The organism is Vibrio comitans (assembly GCA_024346835.1).
Lineage (GTDB): Bacteria > Pseudomonadota > Gammaproteobacteria > Enterobacterales > Vibrionaceae > Vibrio > Vibrio comitans.
Window position 1 is genome coordinate 2,978,641 of sequence record AP024866.1, and the last position, 22,696, is coordinate 3,001,336.

Sequence of the window (22,696 nt, forward strand, 5' to 3'; positions counted from 1 at the left end):
AATCAAATACCAGAACTAAAGTGATGGCTAATTATACTAGCTATGCCATTGATTTAAATAACTGGCGCTATGGTCGGATTTGTTTTTTATCTCCAAACATTTCCAAAACAGCAAAACCCATTAGTAAATCAGGCATAAGCAATTGATTTCATCCCGCTATTTGTTGATGTAGCGATCGCAACAGCCGATCCATAGAGCGATAGCCTAGCGCTTCGCTGAGGTGATGCTTTTGAATACTCTCTGACTGCTCCAAATCAGCAATGGTCCGCGCCACTCGAATAATTCGATGATAAGCTCGAATAGATAAGCCTAAACGGGCAATCGCAAACTCCAGAAACTCGGCGTCCTCTTTTACAAGACTGCAATGCCATTCTATCTCTTTATTGGTTAGCAAGGCGTTAGGCTTATTTGCACGAGCAAGCATGGTCTCTCTAGCGATGCTCACCCTCTTGCGACAATCCTCTGTGGTTTCACCTCGATCCCCGCCCTCACTCAATGTACCTAATGGCAACAAAGGGATCTCTACAGACATATCAAAGCGATCTAAAAATGGGCCTGATATTCGACCTAAATACTTAAGTATTGCCTGAGGGGTATGCTGGCACTGACTGCCTTGATAGAACCCTGAGGGGCTAGGATTTAAGGCTCCGATAAGCTGAAACCTAGCGGGGAAACTGGTTTTTCCTGATGCGCGAGAAATGGCGACCTGCCCCGCCTCTAATGGCTCACGAAGAGCATCAAGCACTCGCTTTTCAAACTCAACAAGCTCGTCTAAAAAAAGAATACCGTTGTGCGCTAGAGAAATCTCGCCAGGCTTAGGAAAGGATCCTCCTCCGACTAACGCCACCATAGAACTAGAGTGATGAGGAGCTCGAAAAGGGCGTTTTCGCCATGTAGCACTGTCTAAGTCGGACCCAACCAATGAGGCTACACTTGCCACCTCCAGTGCCTCTTGCTTACTCATAGGCGGAATGAGATCAGGTAAACGCGATGCAAGCATGGTTTTTCCTGTACCCGGAGGACCAATGAAAAGCAGGTTGTGCTGCCCTGCAGCTGCTATTTCTAAAGCTCGCTTTCCTTGCTGCTGCCCTATGATGTCCTGCATATCCAATTCAGACTCAGAATAGGTGGACAACTCAGGCTCACACTCTAAATCCAGTTGCTGCTGGGAGGCTAAGTACGCTGCCACCTGCAATAAGCTTCGAGCTGATAGGTTGCTCTGTTCATCAACCAAGCGTACCTGCTTAGCATTTTGATAGGGGGTGATGAGCGTTCGCCGATTATCGTTACTCGCGATTGCCGCTGAGATAACACCTTTAACCGGACGCAGTTCTCCTGAAAGAGCCAACTCGCCCAACAGCTCTGTATCACTCAGCTTTTCTAACGGGATTTGTTCACTCGCCACTAGGATGCCTATGGCAATAGGAAGGTCAAATCGACCGCCATCTTTGGGTAGATCCGCCGGTGCTAAATTAACGGTAATTTTACGACTCGGAAATAAAAACTTAGAGTTCAAAATTGCGCTTCGCACTCTGTCCTTGGACTCTTTAACACTAGTCTCTGCAAGCCCTACTAGGTGAAAGCCGGGCATGCCAGGACCTATGTGCACCTCAACAGTGACAGGTGGTGCAGACACTCCCAAGCTTGCTCGACTATGTACTATTGCTAGTCCCATAAAGCACCAAAATTAACGCCCCCTAATAGGGTTTAGACCGTATACATGTTGTGAGTAAGTGAAAAAAGAATGAGTTTTTCCTTGTCATGCCGCAAGAAATTGTGATACCACTAATGGCATAAGCACTGTGCAACTTTATTTGGGAATTATGCAACCTACTCTTCGACTACTTTCTCTGGTGAACCTGATTGTCGTGGTGATTATTCACACCGCGCGAGGGCGAGTAGGCGCAAATTAGCACAGCAAGATTTACAAGCCCTCGCACTGAAAAGTTCGGGGGCTTTTTTTTAGTTTTAAAGGTCTCATTGAGACAACGATTGGAAAATGGAGCACAAGATGTGCAGTAAGACTGAGAACACAACTAGGCAGCAATTTGCCGCATTACAGGGAGAACGCCAATGACGGGTGCACAATTAGTAGTAGAAGCACTTCGCCAGCAAGGAATTAAGACCATCTTTGGCTATCCTGGCGGAGCAATCATGCCAATCTACGACGCATTGTACGATGGTGGCGTTGAGCATATCCTCTGCCGACATGAGCAAGGTGCAGCAATGGCTGCTATCGGCATGTCTCGCTCAACACAAGATGTTGCAGTGTGTATGGCGACTTCAGGACCAGGCGCGACCAACCTAGTAACGGGTCTTGCTGATGCCTTCCTTGATTCTGTTCCTGTTGTTGCGATCACCGGACAGGTTGCCAGTTCTCACATCGGTACCGATGCATTCCAAGAAATGGATGTGATCGGTATGTCTCTCTCTTGTACCAAACACAGCTATCTAGTGACTGATATTAACGACCTTGCTCCAACACTGGCTGAAGCCTTTGAGGTAGCAAAAGCAGGACGCCCAGGACCTGTTATCGTTGATATCGCCAAAGACGTTCAGCTAGCGCAAGCTCCAGATACCGAATTCCCTGCGTTCCAGCAACCAATGATGCCCGTACCTCAGCCAGAGGATTACCGCCTAGCTCAAGCACTACTGCGTGAGAGTCGTCGTCCAGTGTTGTATGTAGGTGGTGGTGTTCAATTGGCTAAAGCGACGGATACCGTTCGTCAATTTCTAGCTGATAACCCGATGCCATCAGTAAGTACCCTAAAGGGGTTGGGAACTATAGAGCGTCACGATCCGCACTATTTAGGCATGCTAGGAATGCATGGCACTAAAGCGGCTAACCTTATTGTGCAAGAGGCCGACCTACTCATCGTGGTTGGCGCACGCTTTGATGACCGAGTGACGGGTAAATTAGATACATTTGCACCACACGCCAAGATTATCCATTTAGATATCGACAAAGCAGAGTTCAACAAGCTGCGTCATGCTCACTCTATCTTGCGTGGGGATATGCGTGAAATCTTACCGCAATTACACCTAGAAAATGACATTACTCCTTGGGTTCATCACTGTGAGAGTCTGCGTAGTGGCTTCAAATGGCGCTATGACCACCCAGGTGATTTAATCTTTGCTCCACTATTGATGAAGCAACTATCGGACATGATGCCAGATAGCTCAATGGTATCGACCGATGTGGGTCAGCACCAAATGTGGGCAGCACAGCACATTCAGCCTCGTGACCCTCAAAACTTTATCTCATCAGCGGGTCTAGGCACCATGGGCTTTGGTTTGCCAGCGGCCATGGGCGCAGCGGTAGCAAGACCTGATGACCAATCTATTCTTATCTCAGGTGATGGCTCGTTCATGATGAACGTGCAAGAACTTGGCACTCTGAAGCGTCGCCAGATCCCGGTAAAGATGGTCTTAATCAATAACCAACGCTTGGGCATGGTTCGCCAATGGCAATCCTTGTTCTTTGATGGTCGCCATAGCGAGACGATTCTTGATGATAACCCTGACTTTATCATGCTAGCCAAAGCATTCGATATTCCAGGAAAAACCATCACTAAGAAAGAAGAAGTAGAGCCTGCATTGAAAGAAATGCTAGAGAGCAAAACAGCTTACCTACTACACGTACTTATTGATGAAGAAGAAAACGTATGGCCATTGGTACCACCAGGTGCATCCAATGAAGACATGCTAGAGAACACCTAATAGAGGCAACCATGGAAAGATACTTACTAGATATTAAAGCGGATGATAAGCCAGTATTGCTGGAGCGTGTATTGCGTGTTGTCCGCCACCGCGGTTTTATCGTTCGCCAGGTTGCGGGCACACAGAATCATCAGAGCAAGATCGCCAGTGTGGAGATCATTGTCGACAGTGAACGTCCCATCACATTTTTAACTAATCAGATTGAAAAACTGTGGGATGTGATTAGCGTAGATGTCACTAAAATCGACAACAACGAACTCCCTAACAACAATTTACAGCACAAAGTGAGCGCATAAGGAAAGCAGCAATGGCTACAAAGACAGCAGATTTTATTTGGTTTAACGGTGAAATGGTTCCGTGGGCAGAAGCCAACGTACACGTGCTCACTCATGCAATGCATTACGGTACTTCAGTATTCGAAGGTGTTCGTTGTTACAACACCCCTAAAGGCCCAATTGTTTTCCGTCATCCAGAACACGCAAAGCGCCTTAAGAACTCAGCGAAAATCTATCGCTTCCCTATTCCTTACACGATTGAAGAAATCATGGAAGCAACCCGCGAAACCATTCGCGTGAATAAACTAGAAAGTGCCTACATTCGCCCATTAGGCTTTGTTGGCAATGTTGGCTTGGGTGTTTGTCCACCGGTCGATTCTGAAATGGAGCTGATCATTGCAGCCTTCCCATGGGGTTCATACCTAGGCGAAGAAGCTCTAGAAAATGGCGTTGACGCTATGATCTCTAGCTGGAATCGCGCAGCACCAAACACTATCCCAACAGCGGCTAAAGCTGGCGGTAACTACCTATCTTCACTGCTTGTTGGTGGCGAAGCTCGTCGTCACGGCTACGATGAAGGTATTGCACTAAGTGTTGATGGTTACCTATCTGAAGGCGCTGGCGAAAACATCTTTGTGGTAAAAGATGGCGTTATCATCACTCCACCAGCAACAGCGGCAATCCTACCTGGTATCACTCGTGATTCAATCATGGTTTTGGCTCGCGATAAAGGCTATGAAATTGTAGAAGCAAATATCGCTCGTGAAGCCTTATACCTAGCAGATGAGATCTTCATGACCGGTACGGCTGCAGAGATCGTTCCTGTTCGTTCTGTTGACCAAATTCAGGTTGGCGAAGGTAAGCGCGGTCCAATCACGAAAGATCTACAAGAGACATACTTTGGCCTATTTAATGGCACAACTGAAGATAAATGGGGCTGGTTAGATTACGTTTACCCAGCTGACGCAGAGAAATAAGGAAGAATTATGCCAATCTATCGCAGCGCAACGACTACTCACGGCCGAAACATGGCTGGCGCACGCGCACTATGGCGCGCAACTGGAGTTAAAGACGAAGATTTCGGTAAGCCGATTATCGCTGTCGTAAACTCATTTACTCAGTTCGTACCGGGGCACGTTCACCTTAAAGACATGGGCCAACTGGTTGCCGGAGAAATCGAAAAAGCAGGTGGTATTGCTAAAGAATTTAATACCATCGCCGTTGATGATGGTATCGCTATGGGTCACGGCGGCATGCTGTACTCTCTACCATCACGCGAGCTCATCGCTGACTCTGTAGAGTACATGGTTAATGCACACTGTGCTGATGCTATGGTGTGTATCTCAAACTGTGACAAAATCACTCCAGGGATGCTAATGGCCTCTATGCGCCTAAACATTCCTGTCATCTTTGTCTCTGGTGGTCCAATGGAAGCGGGTAAAACCAAGCTTTCAGACCAGCTAATCAAGCTAGACCTTGTTGATGCCATGATGCAAAGTGCCGATCCAACGGTATCTGACGAGCAAAGTGAGCAAGTTGAACGTAGCGCATGTCCTACCTGTGGTTCTTGCTCTGGCATGTTCACAGCAAACTCGATGAACTGCCTAACGGAAGCACTTGGTCTTTCTCAGCCTGGTAACGGCTCTATGCTTGCTACTCACGCAGACCGTGAAAACCTGTTCATCAATGCAGGTAAGCGCATCGTAGAACTTACCAAGCGCTACTACGAGCAGGATGACGAGTCAGCATTGCCTCGTAACATCGCAAGTAAGAAAGCATTTGAAAACGCCATCGCTCTGGATATTGCTATGGGTGGCTCGACCAACACCGTATTGCACCTTATCGCAGCAGCTCAAGAAGGTGACGTTGACTTTACCATGGAAGATATCGATGCGATGTCTCGCCGCGTACCAAACCTATGTAAGGTAGCACCATCAACCCCGCTATATCATATGGAAGACGTGCACCGTGCAGGTGGTGTAATGGCCATCTTGGGTGAGTTGAATCGTGCTGGCCTATTAAACAACGAAGCGCGCACTGTTCTTGATCTTTCAATGGATGAGCAGCTTGCACAATACGACATCATGCAAACGGAATCTGAGGATGTAAAATCCTTCTTCCGTGCAGGCCCTGCTGGTATCCGCACCACTAAGGCTTTCTCTCAAGACTGTCGCTGGGAGTCTCTAGATGACGACCGAGAAGCAGGCTGTATCCGCAGCAAAGAAAATGCCTATAGCCAAGACGGTGGTTTAGCGGTTCTTAAGGGCAACATTGCCCTGGATGGCTGTATCGTTAAAACCGCAGGCGTAGATGAAAGCATTCTGAAATTCACTGGCCCTGCTGTTGTGTTTGAAAGCCAAGAAGACGCCGTTGACGGTATCTTAGGTGGCAAGGTGAAATCTGGTGATGTAGTGGTTATTCGCTACGAAGGTCCTAAAGGCGGTCCAGGCATGCAAGAAATGCTGTACCCAACGACTTACCTGAAGTCTATGGGCCTTGGCAAAGAGTGTGCATTACTAACTGATGGTCGCTTCTCTGGCGGTACAGCCGGTCTATCTATCGGTCACGCTTCTCCAGAGGCAGCTGCTGGTGGCATTATCGGTCTAGTACAATCGGGCGACCAAATCGCTATCGATATCCCTAACCGCACCATCGAGCTACTTGTATCTGAATCTGAACTTGCTGATCGCCGTGAGACCCAAGACAAGTTGGGTTGGAAACCTGTGTCTCGTGAACGCTCTGTTTCGTTTGCTCTTAAAGCCTACGCAAGCATGGCAACCAGTGCAGATAAAGGCGCGGTAAGAGATAAGTCTAAGTTTGAGGAGTAAGACTATGAGTCTTACTACCCCACTGTCTGGCGCAGATTATCTGCGCCAAGTTCTGCGTGCACCGATTTATGAGGTAGCTACGGTTACCCAGTTGCAAGACATGCCTCGTTTATCGGAGCGATTACACAATGACATTCAGATAAAACGAGAAGACCGCCAGCCGGTTCACTCTTTCAAATTGCGTGGCGCCTACAATATGGTGGCTAGCCTAACGGAAGAGCAAAAACGCGCAGGCGTCATCGCGGCATCTGCTGGAAACCATGCTCAAGGCATGGCGTACTCTGGTACTAAACTTGGCATCAATACCACCATCGTAATGCCAAAAACAACGCCAGATATCAAAGTAGACGCGGTTCGCGCTTTCGGTGGCACTGTTGTACTGCATGGCAGTAACTTTGATGAAGCTAAGGCTGAGGCCGAGCGTCTTGCTGAGCTGCACGGCTATACCTTTGTGCCTCCGTTTGATCACCCACTCGTGATTGCCGGGCAAGGTACGATTGGTATGGAGATGATCCAGCAAAATGGTCACTTGGATTATATCTTTGTCCCTGTTGGCGGCGGCGGTTTAGCTGCTGGTGTATCGGTATTGGTTAAGCAACTCATGCCTAACATCCAGGTTATTGCGGTTGAGCCTGAAGATTCTGCCTGCTTAAAGGCGGCTTTGGATGCAGGACAACCGGTTACCCTAGATCAAGTCAGCATGTTCGCTGATGGTGTTGCTGTTAAACAGATCGGTAGCGAAACCTTCCGTCTATGCAACGAGAATATCGATGGGCACATTACAGTATCTAGCGATGAAATCTGCGCAGCAGTTAAAGACATCTTCGAGGATACTCGCGCTATTGCTGAGCCTTCTGGTGCATTAGCACTGGCTGGGTTGAAGAAATTCGCAGAGAAAAATGATCTGAAAAACAAGAAACTTGCCACGGTATTGTCTGGTGCAAACACCAACTTCCATGGCTTGCGTTATGTTTCAGAGCGCTGTGAATTGGGTGAAAAACGTGAGGGTCTACTTGCGGTAACTATCCCAGAACGTCAGGGCGCATTCTTTGAATTCTGCAACCTGATCGGTGGTCGTGCGGTAACAGAGTTTAACTACCGCTACAACGATGACGAGCAAGCGAATATTTTTGTCGGTGTTCGCTTACTTGAAGGACAAGCTGAACTCGATAGCATCATCGCGGATCTGCAACAGGGTGGATACCCTGTGGTTGATTTATCCGACGATGAGATGGCGAAGCTGCACGTGCGTTATATGGTCGGTGGTAAACCGAAGAAACCACTGCAAGAGCGCTTATACAGCTTTGAGTTCCCAGAATACCCAGGTGCTTTAGTTAAGTTCTTAAGCACGCTCGGTACTCACTGGAACATCAGCCTATTTAATTATCGTAACCATGGTGCCGATTACGGTCGCGTACTGTGTGGATTTGAGCTGACAGAAGATGATATTGAACGCTTCTCTAGTCACTTAGAAGAGCTGGGCTATGGATATAAAGATGAGTCGGATAATCCATCCTACCGCTTTTTTCTTAGCTAACGCTTAGCTGACTTCTACGTCATCCTATTGCCAAAGCAGCCTACGGGCTGCTTTTTTATTCGCTCATAATCCAGTCTTGATGCAGCTTATTCTCATCACCGAGATAATTAAGCATCCACTCGATCAGTTTATTGCTGCTGTCTTTTCGCCACACCATACAGCACTCACTCGGCGGAGCCTGAAAATCGATGCTAAGTGTGACAAGCTCCTTATTGCTCACCAAGGCCTTAGCGATGTGCTCTGGCATAAATCCAACACCAACGCCCTCTTTAATGCATCGTATAGCGGTATGCCAGTTAGGTGTAAGAAGTCGCCTTTGATTAGTAAACAGCGTCTGATGCCGCTTTGGAAGGACTCTAGAGGTATCATCCAGACTCACACTAGGGTATGCCGCCACATCTTCAACCTTCAGGCTGGACTTCTTGGTCAGTGGATGTAATGGAGAACACACAAATACCCAATTCATTTTCCCCATATCCTTGATACCGAAATCTCCGCTGACTGGAATGGCAGAGGTAGCACCTAACACAATATCCGCCCGCTCTTGGGCTATGGCCTCCCAGGAGCCATTGAATACCTCCATGTTGATCTGCAGTTCAGCAAAATCAAACTGCTTATAGAAATCATCAATTAGGTGCTGCAGATTATCCAGTTTCACTATGTTATCGAGAGTGATCTTCAAGGTTTGTTGCCAACCTTGAGCGGTGCGCTTGGCTTGAGCCTTAGCTTCTTCAATTTGACGTAGCATAGAACGCACTTGTTCAAGGAAGATCTCCCCTGCAGGCGTAAGCTCAACCCTTCGAGGCAAACGTCGAAACAGCAACACATCAAGCTCAAGCTCTATTTGCCTCACCGAATAGCTCACTGCAGATGGCACCTTATGCAAATATTCAGCCGCAGCGGAAAAGCTACCAAGACGAGCAACCACGTCTAATAATTCAAAGTTCTTCTGAGATAACATAGCTTTCAAATTTTTTGATAGATAACTACATATTTTAGCGCTTAATTTGTTGATTAAGCCAATTTAGAATGCCCGACAACAAATAAATTCTCTGAAATGGTTTCCAATGTCCGTCAGCAAATTACAAATGGGTTACTTGGCCCTACTCTCTATGCTTGGCTTTATCGCCACCGATATGTACCTGCCTGCATTCCAAACTCTGCAAGCCGACTTTGCCACGGGCCCTGAGCCTATCGCTTTGTCTTTAAGCATTTTTTTGGTTGGTCTGGCGGTTGGCCAATTGGCATGGGGTATCCTTTCTGATCGATTTGGTCTGCGAAGCACTCTAGCGCTAGGTCTGGCGATCTTTACCGTTGCGTCTATTGGTATCAGCTTAAGCTTTACGGTTTCTCAGCTATTGGTATTTAGGTTTATTCAAGCGATTGGTGTGTGTGCCCCGACCGTTATTTGGCAAGCCATGGTGATTCAGCGCTACAGCGCCGATGACCGTCAACGAATCTTCGCATCCATTATGCCTCTTGTCGCTTTGTCGCCTGCACTCGCTCCTCAGTTAGGAGTGTTACTAAATACGACTCTAGGTTGGGAAAGTATCTTCGTTGCGTTAGCCATGATTGGCGCAATATTGCTGTTCATCACAGCGAGACAGCCAAAAGAAGCCAAACCAGTTAAGAGCGTTTCTCTTAAGTCTGATCTGCTCTCTCTTGCCAAGAACCGCACTTTTATCGGCAATGTGATCATATTCTCAATGACCTCTGCGGTGTTCTTTGCCTATTTAACCGGAATGCCAGAGATCATGTCTCAACTGGGTTACTCGGCAAAAGATATCGGTATGAGCTTTATCCCACAAACGATCGCCTTTATGGTCGGTGGCTATGTAGGCAAGAAGTCTGTAGAGCGCTATGGTGATGGCAAAGTATTGCCACTACTTCTAATGCTATTTACGCTGGCAGTTGTCGCTGTATTTATTGCTAGCCAAAGTACATTAACCTCTATCTGGCCGGTTCTTTTGCCATTTTGCTTTGTAGCCGTGGCTAACGGTGCGCTTTATCCTATCGTGGTTAACCGTGCTCTTTCGAGTGCGCAAAACAGCCCTGCAACCGCTGCTGGACTGCAAAATAGCATTCAGATCTGTGTCAGTAGCATGGCAAGTATGCTGGTGGCGTTGTTCGCTCAACAAGCCCTTGTGGCCACAGGTTGGACTATGATCATCTGTCTAGTCGGTCTGGCTGGTGGCATTCTGCTAACGCGTAAAAGAACGGATATGATCGAAGCAACAGCTCAGTAAGATCAAAAAAGGGAGCGATTCATCGCTCCCTTTCTCTTATTAGAAACTAGCTCACTACAAACTGGTCAAGCCCCACTTCTTAGCCGTTTTATCAAAAAATCCTTGAGTCGTTTTTAACTCAACCCAATGGTTAACGTAGTTAATCCATACTTGGTCGTTTTGTGGTAATAGCATTGAGATTGGTGTTGGGTTCTTTGGTTCTTCAACCGGAACTACCGCCAGTTGTTTAAACTTCTCCACCAGCGTGGCAGCCTCGACATTTGAGGTCACGGATACATTCGCTCGTCGAGCCAATAATTCTTGGAAATCACGAGCTGGCGCTTCAATAACGATATGTTGCGCGTCTGGGAAGAACTCTTTCACCATCTTCTCTTGCACTGTACCCAGCGTAGCGGCAACCTTGATGTCTGGCTGATTGAAATCGGCCCAATCAGAGTACTTATCTAGGTCTTTTTTTGGAACGACAGGTACGAATGCCAAATAGAAATAAGGCTGGCTATAACCTGCCACCTTAGCGCGAGACATATTTAGCGATGCACTGCCGGTAATGTCGTACTTATTAGCTGTTATACCGTTAACCAGTGTCTTCCAGTCAGTGGCGACATACTCAACCTTCACACCCAAATCTTTGGCCAGCTCCGTCGTCACATCAATATCAAAGCCACGGTAGCTGTTGTCCGCAGGGTTTTTCATGGTCATTGGGTTCCAATCACCAGTAGTGCCAACCCTTAGCACTCCCTTGTTTAATATCTCTTGTAGTCGGCTGGTTTCAGCCATTGCTGGTGAAAGTGACAGAATAGAAAGGCCCAACGCCAAAAGTAACTTCTTCATCATAAATCCTTTTAAAAGCAGTAACGTTTGTTTGATGTTATTGTTACCATAACAGGTTATACACAATTGTGTGCTTAAGGATGGGCATATTTTGAAATTTAATACTCTGACTGTGATGCTCTGTTGTTTGATGCTCACAGGTTGTTCAGATTATGAGTGGGGATGGTATGTACTCGACCCCTCCACCGAACAGGGAATGACGAATCTCAAGTTTCTGACCGATGGCTTTAGTGCCACTATCAGCATTTCTTTAATCAGCATGTTTTTTGCCATGTTAATTGGCTTTGTTGTAGCCATGCCAGCGCTCTCTAAAAGCCCTTACGTAAGGGGCATTAATCGAGTCTATGTGGAGTCAATTCGCTCCATTCCGGTATTAGTATTATTGCTATGGGTTTACTACGGTCTTCCCACTCTGATGGATATTTCTCTTGATCACTATTGGGCTGGTGTTATTGCTCTTTCAATAGCGGAAAGTGCCTTTATGGCAGAGGTATTTAGAGGCGGTATTCAAGCTATTCACCGTGGTCAACATGAAGCCGCTCATGCATTAGGTCTTAGTTATTGGAAGACCATGCGACTGGTTATCTTCCCTCAAGCATTACGTCAAATTCTGCCGCCATTAGGCAATCAGTTTGTTTACATATTGAAGATGTCATCATTGGTGAGTGTTATTGGTTTGAGTGACCTTACTAGGCGAGCCAATGAGTTGGTGGTTAATGAGTACTTACCTTTGGAGATCTATACTTTCCTAGTACTGGAGTATTTGATCTTGATTCTGGCAGTCTCACAAGGTGTCCGCTGGCTAGAAAAGCGCTACGCTATCCCTAGTCACTAAGAATTATCAATCTCCCTAAAAACAATAAACCCCGCTATGAGCGGGGTTTTCTTTATTCAGCAAAAAGAAATAGGCGTATTATTTCTTCTTAGTTGGGCGCTGCCAGTTTGCAATGCGACGCTCTTTAGCGCGAGAGATAATAAGTTCATTCTCACCCACATCTTTAGTGACTGTCGAGCCAGCACCCACGGTTGCACCATCAGCAATAGCCACTGGAGCAATCAATTGGCTGTCAGAACCAACAAACACGTCATCACCAATAATGGTTTTGAATTTGTTTGCACCATCGTAATTACAAGTAATAGTACCCGCGCCAATGTTGGTGCGCTGGCCAATCTCTGCATCACCAAGGTAAGTCAGATGGTTAGCCTTAGAGCCTTCACCAATACGTGCATTTTTCACTTCTACGAAGTTGCCTACGTGCGAGTCATTGCGCATCTCAGCACCTGGACGAAGACGTGTGAATGGACCAACAGTACACTCTTCACCCACGGTTGCGCCTTCAATTACAGAGTAAGGACGAATTACCGTGTTGTCATCGATTTCACAGTCTTTTAGTACACAACCTGCACCGATCACGACATTGTCGCCAATAGTCACGCTGCCTTCGATAATCACGTTGGCATCGATCTCTACATCCATACCACATTGCAGCGTACCACGTAGGTCAAAACGGTTAGGATCACGAAGCATAACGCCTTGCTCTAACAGTTTGTCCGCTTGCATTTGTTGGAACGCGCGCTCAAGGCGTGCTAGTTGGCGGCGATCATTGACACCCTCAACCTCAATAGCACTCGCAGGATGAACCGCTTGAATCTGTTTGCCATCATTGTGCGCAGCAGCAATGATGTCTGTTAGGTAGTATTCACCCTGAGCATTGTCGTTGCTTAGGTTCGACAACCAGCGCTTCAGGTCTTTGCCATCAGCCACAAGAACACCCGTGTTAATCTCACAGATGGCTTTCTGCTCTTCTGTTGCATCTTTTTGTTCAACAATAGCAACCACAGAGCCATTCTCACGAACGATGCGGCCGTAACCCATAGGATTATCTAGAACTACGGTTAACAGGCCTACACCGCCTTCTGGTTGCCCATCAAGAAGTGCTTCTACAGTTTCACTAGTGATAAGAGGAACATCGCCGTACAACACCATTACTTTCTCATCATCAGAAAAATGTGGTGATGCTTGATCAACAGCGTGACCTGTACCCAATTGCTCTTTTTGCTCAACCCAGTTGACTGGTTCGTTAGCAAGCGCTGCCTTCATCTGGTCACTGCCATGGCCAAAAACCAAATGAATATTGTTTGCGCCTAAACCAACACATGTATCGATAACATGTTTAGCCATTGGTTTGCCTGCCAGTGTATGCAGTACTTTTGGCTTCTTTGAGTACATGCGAGTACCTTTACCCGCTGCCAGAATGACGGCACTGAAATTGTTCATCACTTTTTCCTTGAAACTGATCGTGAATTTTTATTGGTTTGACCCATTATTATATAAATAAGTGACCTCAGGATGACACGCGCTTCTCGCGCAGCATCCAGAAGCCACTGAGCTATATATTAACCGATGAATAATGTTTAAGCACTTAAACAAAAAGGTGACCCTAGGGTCACCTTTATCGTTACGCTATGGCTAATGTTATTAGCGACGCTTTCTCGTAAGTTCTGCAACTCGTACTTGAGCAATCGCTTTAGCCAATTCACTGGCTGCCTGAGCAAAGTCCATGTCGCCGTGCTGATTATGAATACTCTCCTCAGCTTTGCGTTTGGCTTCTTCTGCTTTGGAAGCATCGATATCTTCACCACGGATTGCTGTATCAGCCAGTACAGTAGCTGTACCTGGCTGAACTTCAACGATACCACCAGAGACATAAATGAACTCTTCGTGGCCGTGTTGCTTAACGATGCGAACCATACCAGGAGTAATAGCGGTCAACAGCGGGGTGTGGCCATGGAAAATACCAAGCTCACCTTCGCTACCGGACACCTGGAACGTTTCTACGCGCCCAGAAAAGAGTTTTTTCTCTGCGCTTACCACGTCAAGGTGAAAGGTTATTGCTGCCATATTGCCTCCTAATCAGACTTATAGCTTCTTAGCGTTCTCTAGAGCTTGATCAATGCTACCGCAGTACATGAATGCTTGCTCTGGAATGTCATCGTAGTCACCAGCTAGTAGGCCTTTAAATCCACGTAGTGTCTCTTTAAGAGGTACGTAAACGCCTGGGTCACCAGTAAATACTTCCGCTACGTGGTAAGGCTGAGTAAGGAACTTCTCAATCTTACGTGCACGAGATACCACTTGCTTATCTTCTTCAGAAAGCTCATCCATACCTAGGATTGCGATGATATCTTTTAGCTCTTTATAGCGCTGTAGCGTAGTTTGAACGCCTGAAGCCACGTCGTAGTGCTCTTGACCAACAACCAATGGATCAAGCATACGAGATGTTGAATCCAGTGGGTCAATCGCAGGGTATAGACCCATAGCTGCGATGTTGCGGCTAAGTACAACCGTTGCATCCAAGTGAGCAAACGTTGTTGCCGGAGACGGGTCAGTCAAGTCATCCGCAGGTACGTATACCGCCTGTACAGATGTGATAGAACCAGTCTTCGTTGACGTGATACGCTCCTGTAGTACACCCATCTCTTCTGCAAGAGTTGGCTGGTAACCTACCGCAGATGGCATACGACCTAGAAGTGCCGATACCTCTGTACCCGCAAGGGTATAACGGTAGATGTTATCTACGAAGAACAGTACGTCACGGCCTTCATCACGGAAACGCTCCGCCATGGTTAGACCTGTCAGTGCAACGCGCAGACGGTTACCCGGTGGCTCGTTCATCTGACCGTAAACCATTGCTACTTTAGATTCTTCAGGTTTCTCGATGTTTACAACACCTGCTTCCTGCATTTCGTAGTAGAAGTCGTTACCCTCACGAGTACGCTCACCTACACCCGCAAATACAGATAGGCCTGAGTGCTGAAGTGCGATGTTGTTGATAAGTTCCATCATGTTAACGGTCTTACCTACACCTGCACCACCGAATAGACCGATTTTACCACCCTTAGCGAATGGGCAAACCAAGTCGATTACTTTTACACCTGTTTCTAGAAGTTCTGTCGCGTTCGACTGATCTTCGTAGCTAGGTGCTGGTCGGTGAATTTCGTAATGCTCTTCAGCACCGATATCACCACATTCATCAATCGCGTCACCAAGAACGTTCATGATACGACCAAGAGTTTTAGTACCTACTGGAACTGTAATTGGAGCACCAGAATTTGTAACATCTAGTCCACGACGTAAACCGTCTGAGCTACCCATTACGATAGTACGAACTACGCCACCGCCTAACTGTTGCTGAACTTCAAGAACTAGACGTTCTGGAGCGTCAACTACGTTTAGTGCGTCGTATACACGTGGTACTTCGCCTTGTGGGAACTCTACGTCGACTACTGCACCGATGATCTCTACGATCTTACCTGTAGCCATTGTTAATCCTCTAAACTAATTCGTTGTCCTAAAACTAAACCGCAGCGGCACCAGAACAAATTTCTGATAGCTCTTGGGTAATCGCAGCCTGACGAGCTTTGTTATAAACAAGCTCTAGATCTTCAATCAGGTTAGTTGCGTTATCCGTTGCTGCTTGCATCGCCATCATTCGAGCGGCCTGTTCACAAGCTAGGTTCTCAACCACGCCTTGGTACACGCTTGATTCGATATAACGAATCAGAAGTGCATCAAGCAGAGGTTTTGGCTCTGGCTCGTAAATGTAGTCCCACTGATGCTCGCGTTGCATCTCTTCGCTGTCTGATTTAGGTAAAGGCAGTAATTGATCGATCGTTGGTTCTTGAACCATAGTGTTTACAAACTTGTTGAACACTATGAAAAGGCGATCCAACTCACCTTCATCATATTTCTTCAGCATTACGCCTACAGAACCGATCAAGTCTTCAAGGCTTGGCTCATCGCCTAGACCAGAAACTTGAGCAGACACTTTAGCGCCACTGTTGTTAAAGAATGCTGTCGCCTTCGTGCCGATAACGGCAAGGTCAACTTCAGCACCACTTTCCTTCCAAGTTTGCATGTCTAAGATAGCTTTTTTGAACAAGTTAATGTTCAAGCCACCACACAAACCACGGTCGGTAGAAACTATGATGTAACCAACACGCTTGGCTTCGCGTTCCTCTAGGTACGGATGTTTGTACTCTAGGCTACCGCTAGCCAAATGACCGATCACCTTACGCATTGTTTCTGCATATGGTCGGGACGCTCCCATCGCATCTTGCGAGCGACGCATTTTTGAAGCGGCCACCATTTGCATAGCTTTCGTAATCTTCTGTGTGCTTTTAACACTACCGATTTTATTACGTATTTCTTTTGCGCCGGCCATCGTTACTCTCCGTTAGTAGGTGACTCTTTCAAGTCACCAACCAATTACCAGGTTTGGGTTGCTTTAAAGTCAGTTACGATCTTCTGAAGCTGAGCTTCAATCTCGTCACTGTAAGCACCCGTTTGGTTGATCTCTTCCGCTAGATCAGCGTACTGACCATGAGCGTATGACAGTAGAGCTGCTTCAAAATCTAGAACTTTGTGAAGATCTACATCATTTAGGAAGCCGCGCTCAGCAGCAAAGATAACTAGTGCTTGGTCGAAAACTGACATAGGAGCGTATTGCTTCTGTTTCATCAGTTCTGTCACTTTTGCACCGTGATCAAGTTGCTTCTTAGTCGCTTCATCAAGGTCTGAAGAGAACTGAGCAAATGCTGCTAGTTCGCGGTATGCAGCTAGTGCTGTACGGATACCACCAGACAGTTTCTTGATGATCTTAGTCTGCGCTGAACCACCTACACGAGATACCGAGATACCTGGGTCAACAGCTGGGCGTACGCCTGCGTTGAATAGTTCAGTTTGAAGGAAGATCTGGCCATCAGTAATCGAGATTACGTTTGTAGGTACGAATGCTGATACGTCACCAGCTTGGGTTTCGATAATAGGAAGAGCAGTCAAAGAACCAGTCTTGCCTTTTACTTCACCCTTAGTGAAACGCTCTACATACTCTTCGTTTACGCGAGCAGCACGCTCTAGTAGACGAGAGTGAAGGTAGAATACGTCACCTGGGAATGCTTCACGACCCGGTGGACGTTTCAGTAGTAGAGAGATTTGACGGTACGCTACCGCTTGCTTAGACAGATCATCATAGATGATTAGAGCGTCTTCGCCGCGATCGCGGAAGTATTCACCCATTGCACAACCAGCGTAAGGCGCTAGGTATTGCAGTGCAGCAGACTCAGACGCAGAAGCAACAACTACAACAGTGTTTGCTAGTGCACCAGATTCTTCCAGCTTACGAACCACGTTTGCGATGGTTGAAGCTTTCTGACCGATTGCTACATAAATTGAGAAAATACCAGAATCTTTCTGGTTGATGATGGCATCGATTGCCATCGCTGTTTTACCAGTCTGACGGTCACCGATGATAAGTTCACGCTGACCACGACCGATAGGGATCATTGAGTCAACTGACTTATAACCAGTTTGTACAGGTTGGTCTACCGACTTACGGTCGATAACGCCCGGAGCGATTACTTCTACAGGAGAAGTTAGTTTCGCTTCGATCGGACCTTTACCATCAATAGGCTCACCAAGTGTGTTTACAACACGACCTAGTAGTTCTGGGCCTACTGGTACTTCAAGGATACGACCAGTACCTGTTACTTTCATGCCTTCCTGTAGGTCAGCATATGGGCCCATTACTACCGCACCAACCGAGTCACGCTCGAGGTTAAGTGCTAGCGCGTAACGGCCACCCGGTAATTCAATCATTTCGCCTTGCATAACTTCTGCAAGGCCGTGGATACGAATGATGCCATCGCTTACCGAAACGATAGTACCTTCGTTGCGAGCTTCATTAACAACTTCGAAAGATTCGATACGTTGTTTAATTAGATCGCTAATTTCCGTGGAATTAAGTTGCATGCTCCAATCCCCATTAAGACTGCAATGCATCGCTCAGGCGGTTCAAACGACCTCGCGCTGAGTTATCAATGACTAGGTCTCCGGCTCGAATAATAACCCCACCAAGTAGGGTCTCATCTATACTGCAATTCAGCTTCACTTTGCGGTCAAAGCGTTGCTCTAACTTGCTTATCATGTCGTCTTGCTGTTGCTTCGACAGGTCTGAAGCAGAAATAACTTCTACTTCAATAAACTTATCGTGCTCTCTTCGAAGAGCCAAGAACTCAGCAAGAACATCAGGTAGAGCCTTTAATCGACCATTACCTGCCATCACCTTAATCAGGTTTTGGCCATGTTCATCAAGTTGTTCGCCACAAATCGCAATGAAAAGTTCAGATAGTTTGTTGGCTGTTAATGAGCCATCCAGTAAATCTGAAATTTCATGGTGTTTTGTCACTTCAGCGGCAAAAGCCAACATTTGACCCCATTGGTCTAACGTGTCTTTTTCCACCGCAAATTCGAATGCTGCTTTAGCATAGGGGCGTGCGATTGTTACCAAATCCGACATAAGCGCCCCTTCTGTTAAAGTTTTGCAGTAATGTTTTCAAGAATATCTTTTTGCGCTTCTTTATCGATTGAGCGCTCCAAGATTTTCTCGGCACCAGCAATAGCCAGAGTAGCAACTTGTTTGCGCAGTTCATCGCGAGCGCGGCTACGGTCAGCTTCTACTTCTGCTTCAGCTTGAGCGAGGATTTTTTGGCGTTCTGCCTGTGCATCTTCGCGTGCTTCATCAAGAATTTGAGCTTTACGTTTGTTCGCTGAATCGATGATCTCAGTTGCTGTGCGCTTCGCTTCCTTCAATTGTTCAGAAGCGTTGGCTTGTGCTAGGTTCAAATTTTTCTCTGCGCGTTCAGCAGCAGAGAGACCGTCAGCAATTTTTTTCTGACGTTCTTCAATCGCTTCAATGATTGGTGGCCATACATACTTCATGCAGAACCATACAAACATTGCAAACGAGATTGCTTGACCTAGCAGAGTTGCGTTCATTTCCACAACAGCTACCCCTTTTAATTAATCAACAAAGTTTCAGATGAATGATCTACTGATTAACCTGCTAGTTGACCAACAAATGGGTTCGCGAATGTGAATAGAAGTGCGATTACGATACCGATCATTGGGATCGCATCTAGAAGACCCGCGATGATGAACATCTTAACTTGAAGCATTGGCGCCATTTCTGGTTGACGTGCTGCACCTTCTAGGAATTTACCACCTAGAATTGCGAAGCCAATAGCAGTACCCACTGAACACAGACCAACGATGATCGCTACAGCAACAGCAGAAAAACTTAGAACAGTTTCCATTTAAAATTCTCCAATATTAATTTTAGAGTTTACGTTTATAAAATTAGTGATCACTATCTTCATGAGCCATCGATAGATATACGATCGTTAGCATCATAAATACAAAGGCTTGAATCAAAATAACCAAAATATGGAAGATAGCCCAAGGTAGAGAACCTACCCATTGTAAGTACCAAGGGAGCATTGCAGCACAAAGAATAAATACAACCTCACCAGCAAACATGTTACCGAACAGACGCATACCTAGAGAAATTGGTTTCGCTAACAGCGATACCGTCTCCAATAGTAAGTTGAACGGAATCATAATTGGATGGTTAAAAGGGTGCAGTGCTAATTCTTTAGCAAAGCCACCGACGCCTTTTACTTTAATGCTGTAGTAAATCATCAAAGCAAACACGCCAAGTGCCATAGACATTGTAATACTCACGTCAGCTGTAGGAACCACCTTAAGATAAGGGATACCCATTAACTGAGCTGGATAAGGTAAGAAATCGATAGGCACAAGGTCCATCAAGTTCATTAAAATAATCCACACGAATATCGTTAATGCCAATGGTGCAATCAATGGATTGCGTCCATGGAAAGTGTCTTTTACGTTCTCACCAACGAATTCCACTACCATTTCAACAAAACATTGCAATCGGCTTGGTACACCAGTTGTTGCTTTCTTAGCTACTGAGCGAAATACCCAAAGGAATAACACACCAGTTAACACAGAAAATAACAGGCTATCGATATGCACATTCCAGAAACTGCCCTCAGCTACAAGACCTAAATTAGCTAAAGATAGATGTTGTAAGTGATGGTCAATATAACTGGAAGATGTCAACGCTTCACCAGGCGTAGCCATAACTTTTCCTATTTTCTTTTGTTAATAAAAAACACTGGCGCAAACATATTAATAAGTAAGACCAGCAAATAGGTTAGCTTGAGAGGAACAAGTTCCAACTCCATATACACGTAGGCAACGGAAAACAAAACTATAGTCAGGAGTATCTTAAGCGCTTCACCTGTATAGAACGAAAAGGTAACGAGTTTTGTCGCCCTTGCGCCCGCATACAGAAACGCGAATAAAGAAAACACTGCATTCGCAATGACAAAAATGCCACCACCAATCAGTGCCGATAGCCCCCAACTAGGATTAACAGTAATGCTTACCCCAGTTGCCACTAACATAACCACGCTAAACTCAATCAGCAGCAATCGCTTTGCAAGCTCTCGCCCAGGTTTAGTAAGCGCAGTTACCATGTATTCTTTCCTCGAAAAACAATTCCCGCTTTTGTCAAAATCAAGCGAAAATTTCGAATTTTGTATCCAACGTCACGCATTATGCGCAAATATTCAGGAAAAAGACAAGTAAATGTGAACCTAATTGCACGAATATTGAACAGGATCAATTATCCCACGATGCGCTCTAGCTTGGCGATTAACTGCTCTAATTTGTGAGGTGCATCAACACTAATCGTCAATTTAGCCTTACCATTTTTGCCACGGATCAAAGAAACGTCGTTTCCTAATTTTTGTGACAATTTTTCTGACCATAAAATGGCGTCTTGATCGATGCTTTTTTCGTCAATTTTTTCGGGTGGCTGAAGAGATTTTTTTACTAATTGCTCAGTTTGTCGAACAGTTAGTTGTCTTTTTACTGCATGCTGTGCCAGCTCAACTTGTTGCTCACCATCAACGGCTAACAGAGCTCTAGCATGCCCCATATCGAGTTGACCATTTGAAACCAGACTCTTTACTTCACTTTCTAGCTGATTAAGACGCAATAGGTTACTTACAGCAGCTCTGGATTTGCCGATAACTTCGGCAATTTGTTGGTGGGAAAGTTCAAATTTTGTGCGCAGGCTTTCCAAAGCATGAGCTTCTTCAACCGCATTGAGGTTTTCTCGCTGGATGTTCTCAATAAGGGCCATAGCAATGGCAGCTTTATCCTGCACTCGCTTAACCACACAAGGAACTTGGGTCAGTCCAGCAAGCTTGGCAGCACGCCAACGGCGCTCACCAGCGATAATTTCATATTTGTCAGTGTCTACTTGGCGAACCACAATAGGCTGAATAATGCCTTGAGAGCGGATAGAAGCACTCAGCTCACTCAGTGCTTCCTCATCCATTTCTGTTCTCGGTTGATAGACACCCGGTTGCAAGCGTTCAACAGCAATATCTTGCATGTCACCGCTATCAGAATGAGAAACGGATTGCTGCGCTGCCGATGGCGTGTTTTTTTCCCTTGCTATTGCACTGGTAGATAGCAGTGCATCTAATCCTTTACCTAAGCCACGCTTGGACATTGACATTTTTCCTTAGAAATATTTTTATACAGCAACTTCTTCACGGCGAAGCATCTCACCCGCTAACGCCAAATAGGCTTTAGCACCTGCAGATTGCTTATCGTAATACATTGCTGGCTTACCATGACTTGGGGCTTCCGCTAGACGTACGTTTCTTGGAATAACGGTACGGTACACTTTGGTGCCAAAGTGCTGCTTTAGCTGATCCGAAACTTCATTAGATAAACGGTTTCGAGGATCAAACATGGTGCGTAGTAGCCCTTCGATCTTCAAATTCTCGTTAACGACTGCAGCCAACTTACTGATGGTATCCATAAGTGCAGTCAGTCCTTCCAAAGCAAAGTATTCACACTGCATTGGAACCAGAACTGAATCTGATGCGGCCATAGCGTTAATTGTCAGAAGATTGAGAGAAGGAGGGCAATCGATGAAGATAAAGTCATACTGATCGCGCACGCCCGCCAAGGCATTTTTTAGCCTTACTTCACGAGCGAATACTTCCATCAACTTAATTTCAGCGGCGGTTACATCACCGTTCGCCGCAATGAGGTCATAGCCACCCGTTGTGGAACGAGTTACAACCTCAGCAAAAGGGGTTTCTTCAACCAATAGATCATAAGCAGTTGTTTCAACTTGATATTTGTCGACACCACTCGCCATAGTAGCATTGCCCTGGGGATCAAGATCGATAACCAAAACACTGCGCTTGGTCGCGGCCATAGAAGCAGCTAGATTCACGCAGGTCGTTGTTTTACCTACGCCACCTTTCTGATTGGCAATTGATATAATTCTTCCCACGTTGGTTCTCTTC

General features: G+C 46.1%; 22 protein-coding genes. 7 read left to right on the forward strand and 15 right to left on the reverse strand.

The window, feature by feature from the left end; genetic code table 11:
* Window positions 1-148: 148 nt before the first annotated feature.
* Window positions 149-1,675: a YifB family Mg chelatase-like AAA ATPase gene (locus OCU46_RS13760; RefSeq protein ID WP_141273309.1), complete on the reverse strand. Its 1,527-nt coding sequence runs from the start codon at window positions 1,673-1,675 to the stop codon at window positions 149-151.
* A gap of 398 nt (window positions 1,676-2,073) precedes the next feature.
* On the opposite strand from OCU46_RS13760, the gene ilvG reads away from it, so the two are divergent.
* The 5 genes from ilvG to ilvA are packed head-to-tail and all read left to right on the forward strand — an operon-like array spanning window position 2,074 to window position 8,360.
* On the forward strand, window positions 2,074-3,720 hold the full coding sequence (gene ilvG / locus OCU46_RS13765) for an acetolactate synthase 2 catalytic subunit (protein WP_141273311.1): 1,647 nt from the start codon (window positions 2,074-2,076) through the stop codon (window positions 3,718-3,720).
* An 11-nt stretch (window positions 3,721-3,731) separates the two neighbouring features.
* Entirely contained in the window at window positions 3,732-4,016 is a 285-nt protein-coding gene (ilvM, locus tag OCU46_RS13770; RefSeq protein ID WP_141273313.1) for an acetolactate synthase 2 small subunit, read from the forward strand.
* A gap of 11 nt (window positions 4,017-4,027) precedes the next feature.
* On the forward strand, window positions 4,028-4,972 hold the full coding sequence (gene ilvE, locus OCU46_RS13775; RefSeq protein WP_141273315.1) for a branched-chain-amino-acid transaminase: 945 nt from the start codon (window positions 4,028-4,030) through the stop codon (window positions 4,970-4,972).
* Between the two features lie 9 nt (window positions 4,973-4,981).
* On the forward strand, window positions 4,982-6,823 hold the full coding sequence (gene ilvD / locus OCU46_RS13780) for a dihydroxy-acid dehydratase (RefSeq protein WP_141273317.1): 1,842 nt from the start codon (window positions 4,982-4,984) through the stop codon (window positions 6,821-6,823).
* Window positions 6,824-6,827: 4 nt separating this feature from the next.
* Entirely contained in the window at window positions 6,828-8,360 is a 1,533-nt protein-coding gene (ilvA, locus tag OCU46_RS13785; RefSeq protein WP_141273319.1) for a threonine ammonia-lyase, biosynthetic, read from the forward strand.
* A gap of 55 nt (window positions 8,361-8,415) precedes the next feature.
* Here the strand turns inward: ilvA and punR are convergent, their stop codons facing one another.
* Entirely contained in the window at window positions 8,416-9,321 is a 906-nt protein-coding gene (punR, locus tag OCU46_RS13790; RefSeq protein WP_141273321.1) for a DNA-binding transcriptional activator PunR, read from the reverse strand.
* 106 nt (window positions 9,322-9,427) lie between these two features.
* Between punR and punC the strand changes: the two genes are divergently transcribed.
* Window positions 9,428-10,606: a purine nucleoside transporter PunC gene (punC, locus tag OCU46_RS13795; protein ID WP_141273323.1), complete on the forward strand. Its 1,179-nt coding sequence runs from the start codon at window positions 9,428-9,430 to the stop codon at window positions 10,604-10,606.
* A gap of 54 nt (window positions 10,607-10,660) precedes the next feature.
* Here the strand turns inward: punC and OCU46_RS13800 are convergent, their stop codons facing one another.
* Window positions 10,661-11,437 carry a transporter substrate-binding domain-containing protein gene (locus OCU46_RS13800; protein ID WP_141273325.1) on the reverse strand — a complete coding sequence of 259 codons (777 nt, stop codon included), beginning with the start codon at window positions 11,435-11,437 and terminating at the stop codon, window positions 10,661-10,663.
* Between the two features lie 115 nt (window positions 11,438-11,552).
* Here OCU46_RS13800 and OCU46_RS13805 point away from each other — a divergent pair, with 115 nt between their 5' ends.
* Complete coding sequence (locus OCU46_RS13805; RefSeq protein WP_208733578.1) at window positions 11,553-12,272, forward strand: amino acid ABC transporter permease; 720 nt, start codon at window positions 11,553-11,555, stop codon at window positions 12,270-12,272.
* A gap of 78 nt (window positions 12,273-12,350) precedes the next feature.
* On the opposite strand, the gene glmU is transcribed toward OCU46_RS13805, so the two are convergent.
* From glmU to OCU46_RS13865, 12 genes are all read right to left on the reverse strand, one after another.
* Complete coding sequence (glmU, locus tag OCU46_RS13810) at window positions 12,351-13,715, reverse strand: bifunctional UDP-N-acetylglucosamine diphosphorylase/glucosamine-1-phosphate N-acetyltransferase GlmU (protein ID WP_141273329.1); 1,365 nt, start codon at window positions 13,713-13,715, stop codon at window positions 12,351-12,353.
* 201 nt (window positions 13,716-13,916) lie between these two features.
* Complete coding sequence (locus OCU46_RS13815; RefSeq protein WP_141273330.1) at window positions 13,917-14,339, reverse strand: F0F1 ATP synthase subunit epsilon; 423 nt, start codon at window positions 14,337-14,339, stop codon at window positions 13,917-13,919.
* An 18-nt stretch (window positions 14,340-14,357) separates the two neighbouring features.
* Window positions 14,358-15,761 (reverse strand): F0F1 ATP synthase subunit beta, encoded by a 1,404-nt coding sequence (atpD, locus tag OCU46_RS13820; protein ID WP_102334861.1) that lies wholly within the window; start codon window positions 15,759-15,761, stop codon window positions 14,358-14,360.
* A 34-nt stretch (window positions 15,762-15,795) separates the two neighbouring features.
* Window positions 15,796-16,662 carry a F0F1 ATP synthase subunit gamma gene (atpG, locus tag OCU46_RS13825; protein ID WP_141273332.1) on the reverse strand — a complete coding sequence of 289 codons (867 nt, stop codon included), beginning with the start codon at window positions 16,660-16,662 and terminating at the stop codon, window positions 15,796-15,798.
* Between the two features lie 44 nt (window positions 16,663-16,706).
* Window positions 16,707-18,248: a F0F1 ATP synthase subunit alpha gene (gene atpA, locus OCU46_RS13830; protein WP_141273334.1), complete on the reverse strand. Its 1,542-nt coding sequence runs from the start codon at window positions 18,246-18,248 to the stop codon at window positions 16,707-16,709.
* Between the two features lie 13 nt (window positions 18,249-18,261).
* On the reverse strand, window positions 18,262-18,795 hold the full coding sequence (gene atpH, locus OCU46_RS13835) for a F0F1 ATP synthase subunit delta (RefSeq protein ID WP_141273336.1): 534 nt from the start codon (window positions 18,793-18,795) through the stop codon (window positions 18,262-18,264).
* Between the two features lie 14 nt (window positions 18,796-18,809).
* Complete coding sequence (gene atpF / locus OCU46_RS13840) at window positions 18,810-19,280, reverse strand: F0F1 ATP synthase subunit B (RefSeq protein ID WP_141273338.1); 471 nt, start codon at window positions 19,278-19,280, stop codon at window positions 18,810-18,812.
* Between the two features lie 53 nt (window positions 19,281-19,333).
* Window positions 19,334-19,591, reverse strand: a complete 258-nt coding sequence (gene atpE / locus OCU46_RS13845; RefSeq protein ID WP_017029793.1) for a F0F1 ATP synthase subunit C — start codon at window positions 19,589-19,591, stop codon at window positions 19,334-19,336.
* A gap of 43 nt (window positions 19,592-19,634) precedes the next feature.
* Window positions 19,635-20,441: a F0F1 ATP synthase subunit A gene (gene atpB / locus OCU46_RS13850; protein WP_141273340.1), complete on the reverse strand. Its 807-nt coding sequence runs from the start codon at window positions 20,439-20,441 to the stop codon at window positions 19,635-19,637.
* An 8-nt stretch (window positions 20,442-20,449) separates the two neighbouring features.
* Window positions 20,450-20,839, reverse strand: coding sequence for a F0F1 ATP synthase subunit I (locus OCU46_RS13855; protein WP_017029795.1), 390 nt, complete (start codon window positions 20,837-20,839; stop codon window positions 20,450-20,452).
* 149 nt (window positions 20,840-20,988) lie between these two features.
* Entirely contained in the window at window positions 20,989-21,885 is an 897-nt protein-coding gene (locus OCU46_RS13860) for a ParB/RepB/Spo0J family partition protein (RefSeq protein WP_141273342.1), read from the reverse strand.
* A 24-nt stretch (window positions 21,886-21,909) separates the two neighbouring features.
* Window positions 21,910-22,683, reverse strand: a complete 774-nt coding sequence (locus OCU46_RS13865; RefSeq protein WP_141273344.1) for a ParA family protein — start codon at window positions 22,681-22,683, stop codon at window positions 21,910-21,912.
* Window positions 22,684-22,696 lie beyond the last annotated feature (13 nt).

Bases quoted from the DNA above. Each gene is read 5' to 3' on its own strand.
- atpB (WP_141273340.1), bottom strand. From the start codon at position 20,441: ATGGCTACGCCTGGTGAAGCGTTGACATCTTCCAGTTATATTGACCAT.
- OCU46_RS13855 (WP_017029795.1), bottom strand. From the start codon at position 20,839: ATGGTAACTGCGCTTACTAAACCTGGGCGAGAGCTTGCAAAGCGATTG.
- atpA (WP_141273334.1), bottom strand. From the start codon at position 18,248: ATGCAACTTAATTCCACGGAAATTAGCGATCTAATTAAACAACGTATC.
- OCU46_RS13760 (WP_141273309.1), bottom strand. From the start codon at position 1,675: ATGGGACTAGCAATAGTACATAGTCGAGCAAGCTTGGGAGTGTCTGCA.
- ilvA (WP_141273319.1), top strand. From the start codon at position 6,828: ATGAGTCTTACTACCCCACTGTCTGGCGCAGATTATCTGCGCCAAGTT.
- glmU (WP_141273329.1), bottom strand. From the start codon at position 13,715: ATGAACAATTTCAGTGCCGTCATTCTGGCAGCGGGTAAAGGTACTCGC.
- atpD (WP_102334861.1), bottom strand. From the start codon at position 15,761: ATGGCTACAGGTAAGATCGTAGAGATCATCGGTGCAGTAGTCGACGTA.
- OCU46_RS13800 (WP_141273325.1), bottom strand. From the start codon at position 11,437: ATGAAGAAGTTACTTTTGGCGTTGGGCCTTTCTATTCTGTCACTTTCA.
- ilvE (WP_141273315.1), top strand. From the start codon at position 4,028: ATGGCTACAAAGACAGCAGATTTTATTTGGTTTAACGGTGAAATGGTT.
- punC (WP_141273323.1), top strand. From the start codon at position 9,428: ATGTCCGTCAGCAAATTACAAATGGGTTACTTGGCCCTACTCTCTATG.
- atpG (WP_141273332.1), bottom strand. From the start codon at position 16,662: ATGGCCGGCGCAAAAGAAATACGTAATAAAATCGGTAGTGTTAAAAGC.
- ilvM (WP_141273313.1), top strand. From the start codon at position 3,732: ATGGAAAGATACTTACTAGATATTAAAGCGGATGATAAGCCAGTATTG.
- OCU46_RS13860 (WP_141273342.1), bottom strand. From the start codon at position 21,885: ATGTCCAAGCGTGGCTTAGGTAAAGGATTAGATGCACTGCTATCTACC.
- OCU46_RS13805 (WP_208733578.1), top strand. From the start codon at position 11,553: ATGCTCTGTTGTTTGATGCTCACAGGTTGTTCAGATTATGAGTGGGGA.
- atpH (WP_141273336.1), bottom strand. From the start codon at position 18,795: ATGTCGGATTTGGTAACAATCGCACGCCCCTATGCTAAAGCAGCATTC.
- ilvD (WP_141273317.1), top strand. From the start codon at position 4,982: ATGCCAATCTATCGCAGCGCAACGACTACTCACGGCCGAAACATGGCT.
- atpE (WP_017029793.1), bottom strand. From the start codon at position 19,591: ATGGAAACTGTTCTAAGTTTTTCTGCTGTTGCTGTAGCGATCATCGTT.
- punR (WP_141273321.1), bottom strand. From the start codon at position 9,321: ATGTTATCTCAGAAGAACTTTGAATTATTAGACGTGGTTGCTCGTCTT.
- OCU46_RS13815 (WP_141273330.1), bottom strand. From the start codon at position 14,339: ATGGCAGCAATAACCTTTCACCTTGACGTGGTAAGCGCAGAGAAAAAA.
- ilvG (WP_141273311.1), top strand. From the start codon at position 2,074: ATGACGGGTGCACAATTAGTAGTAGAAGCACTTCGCCAGCAAGGAATT.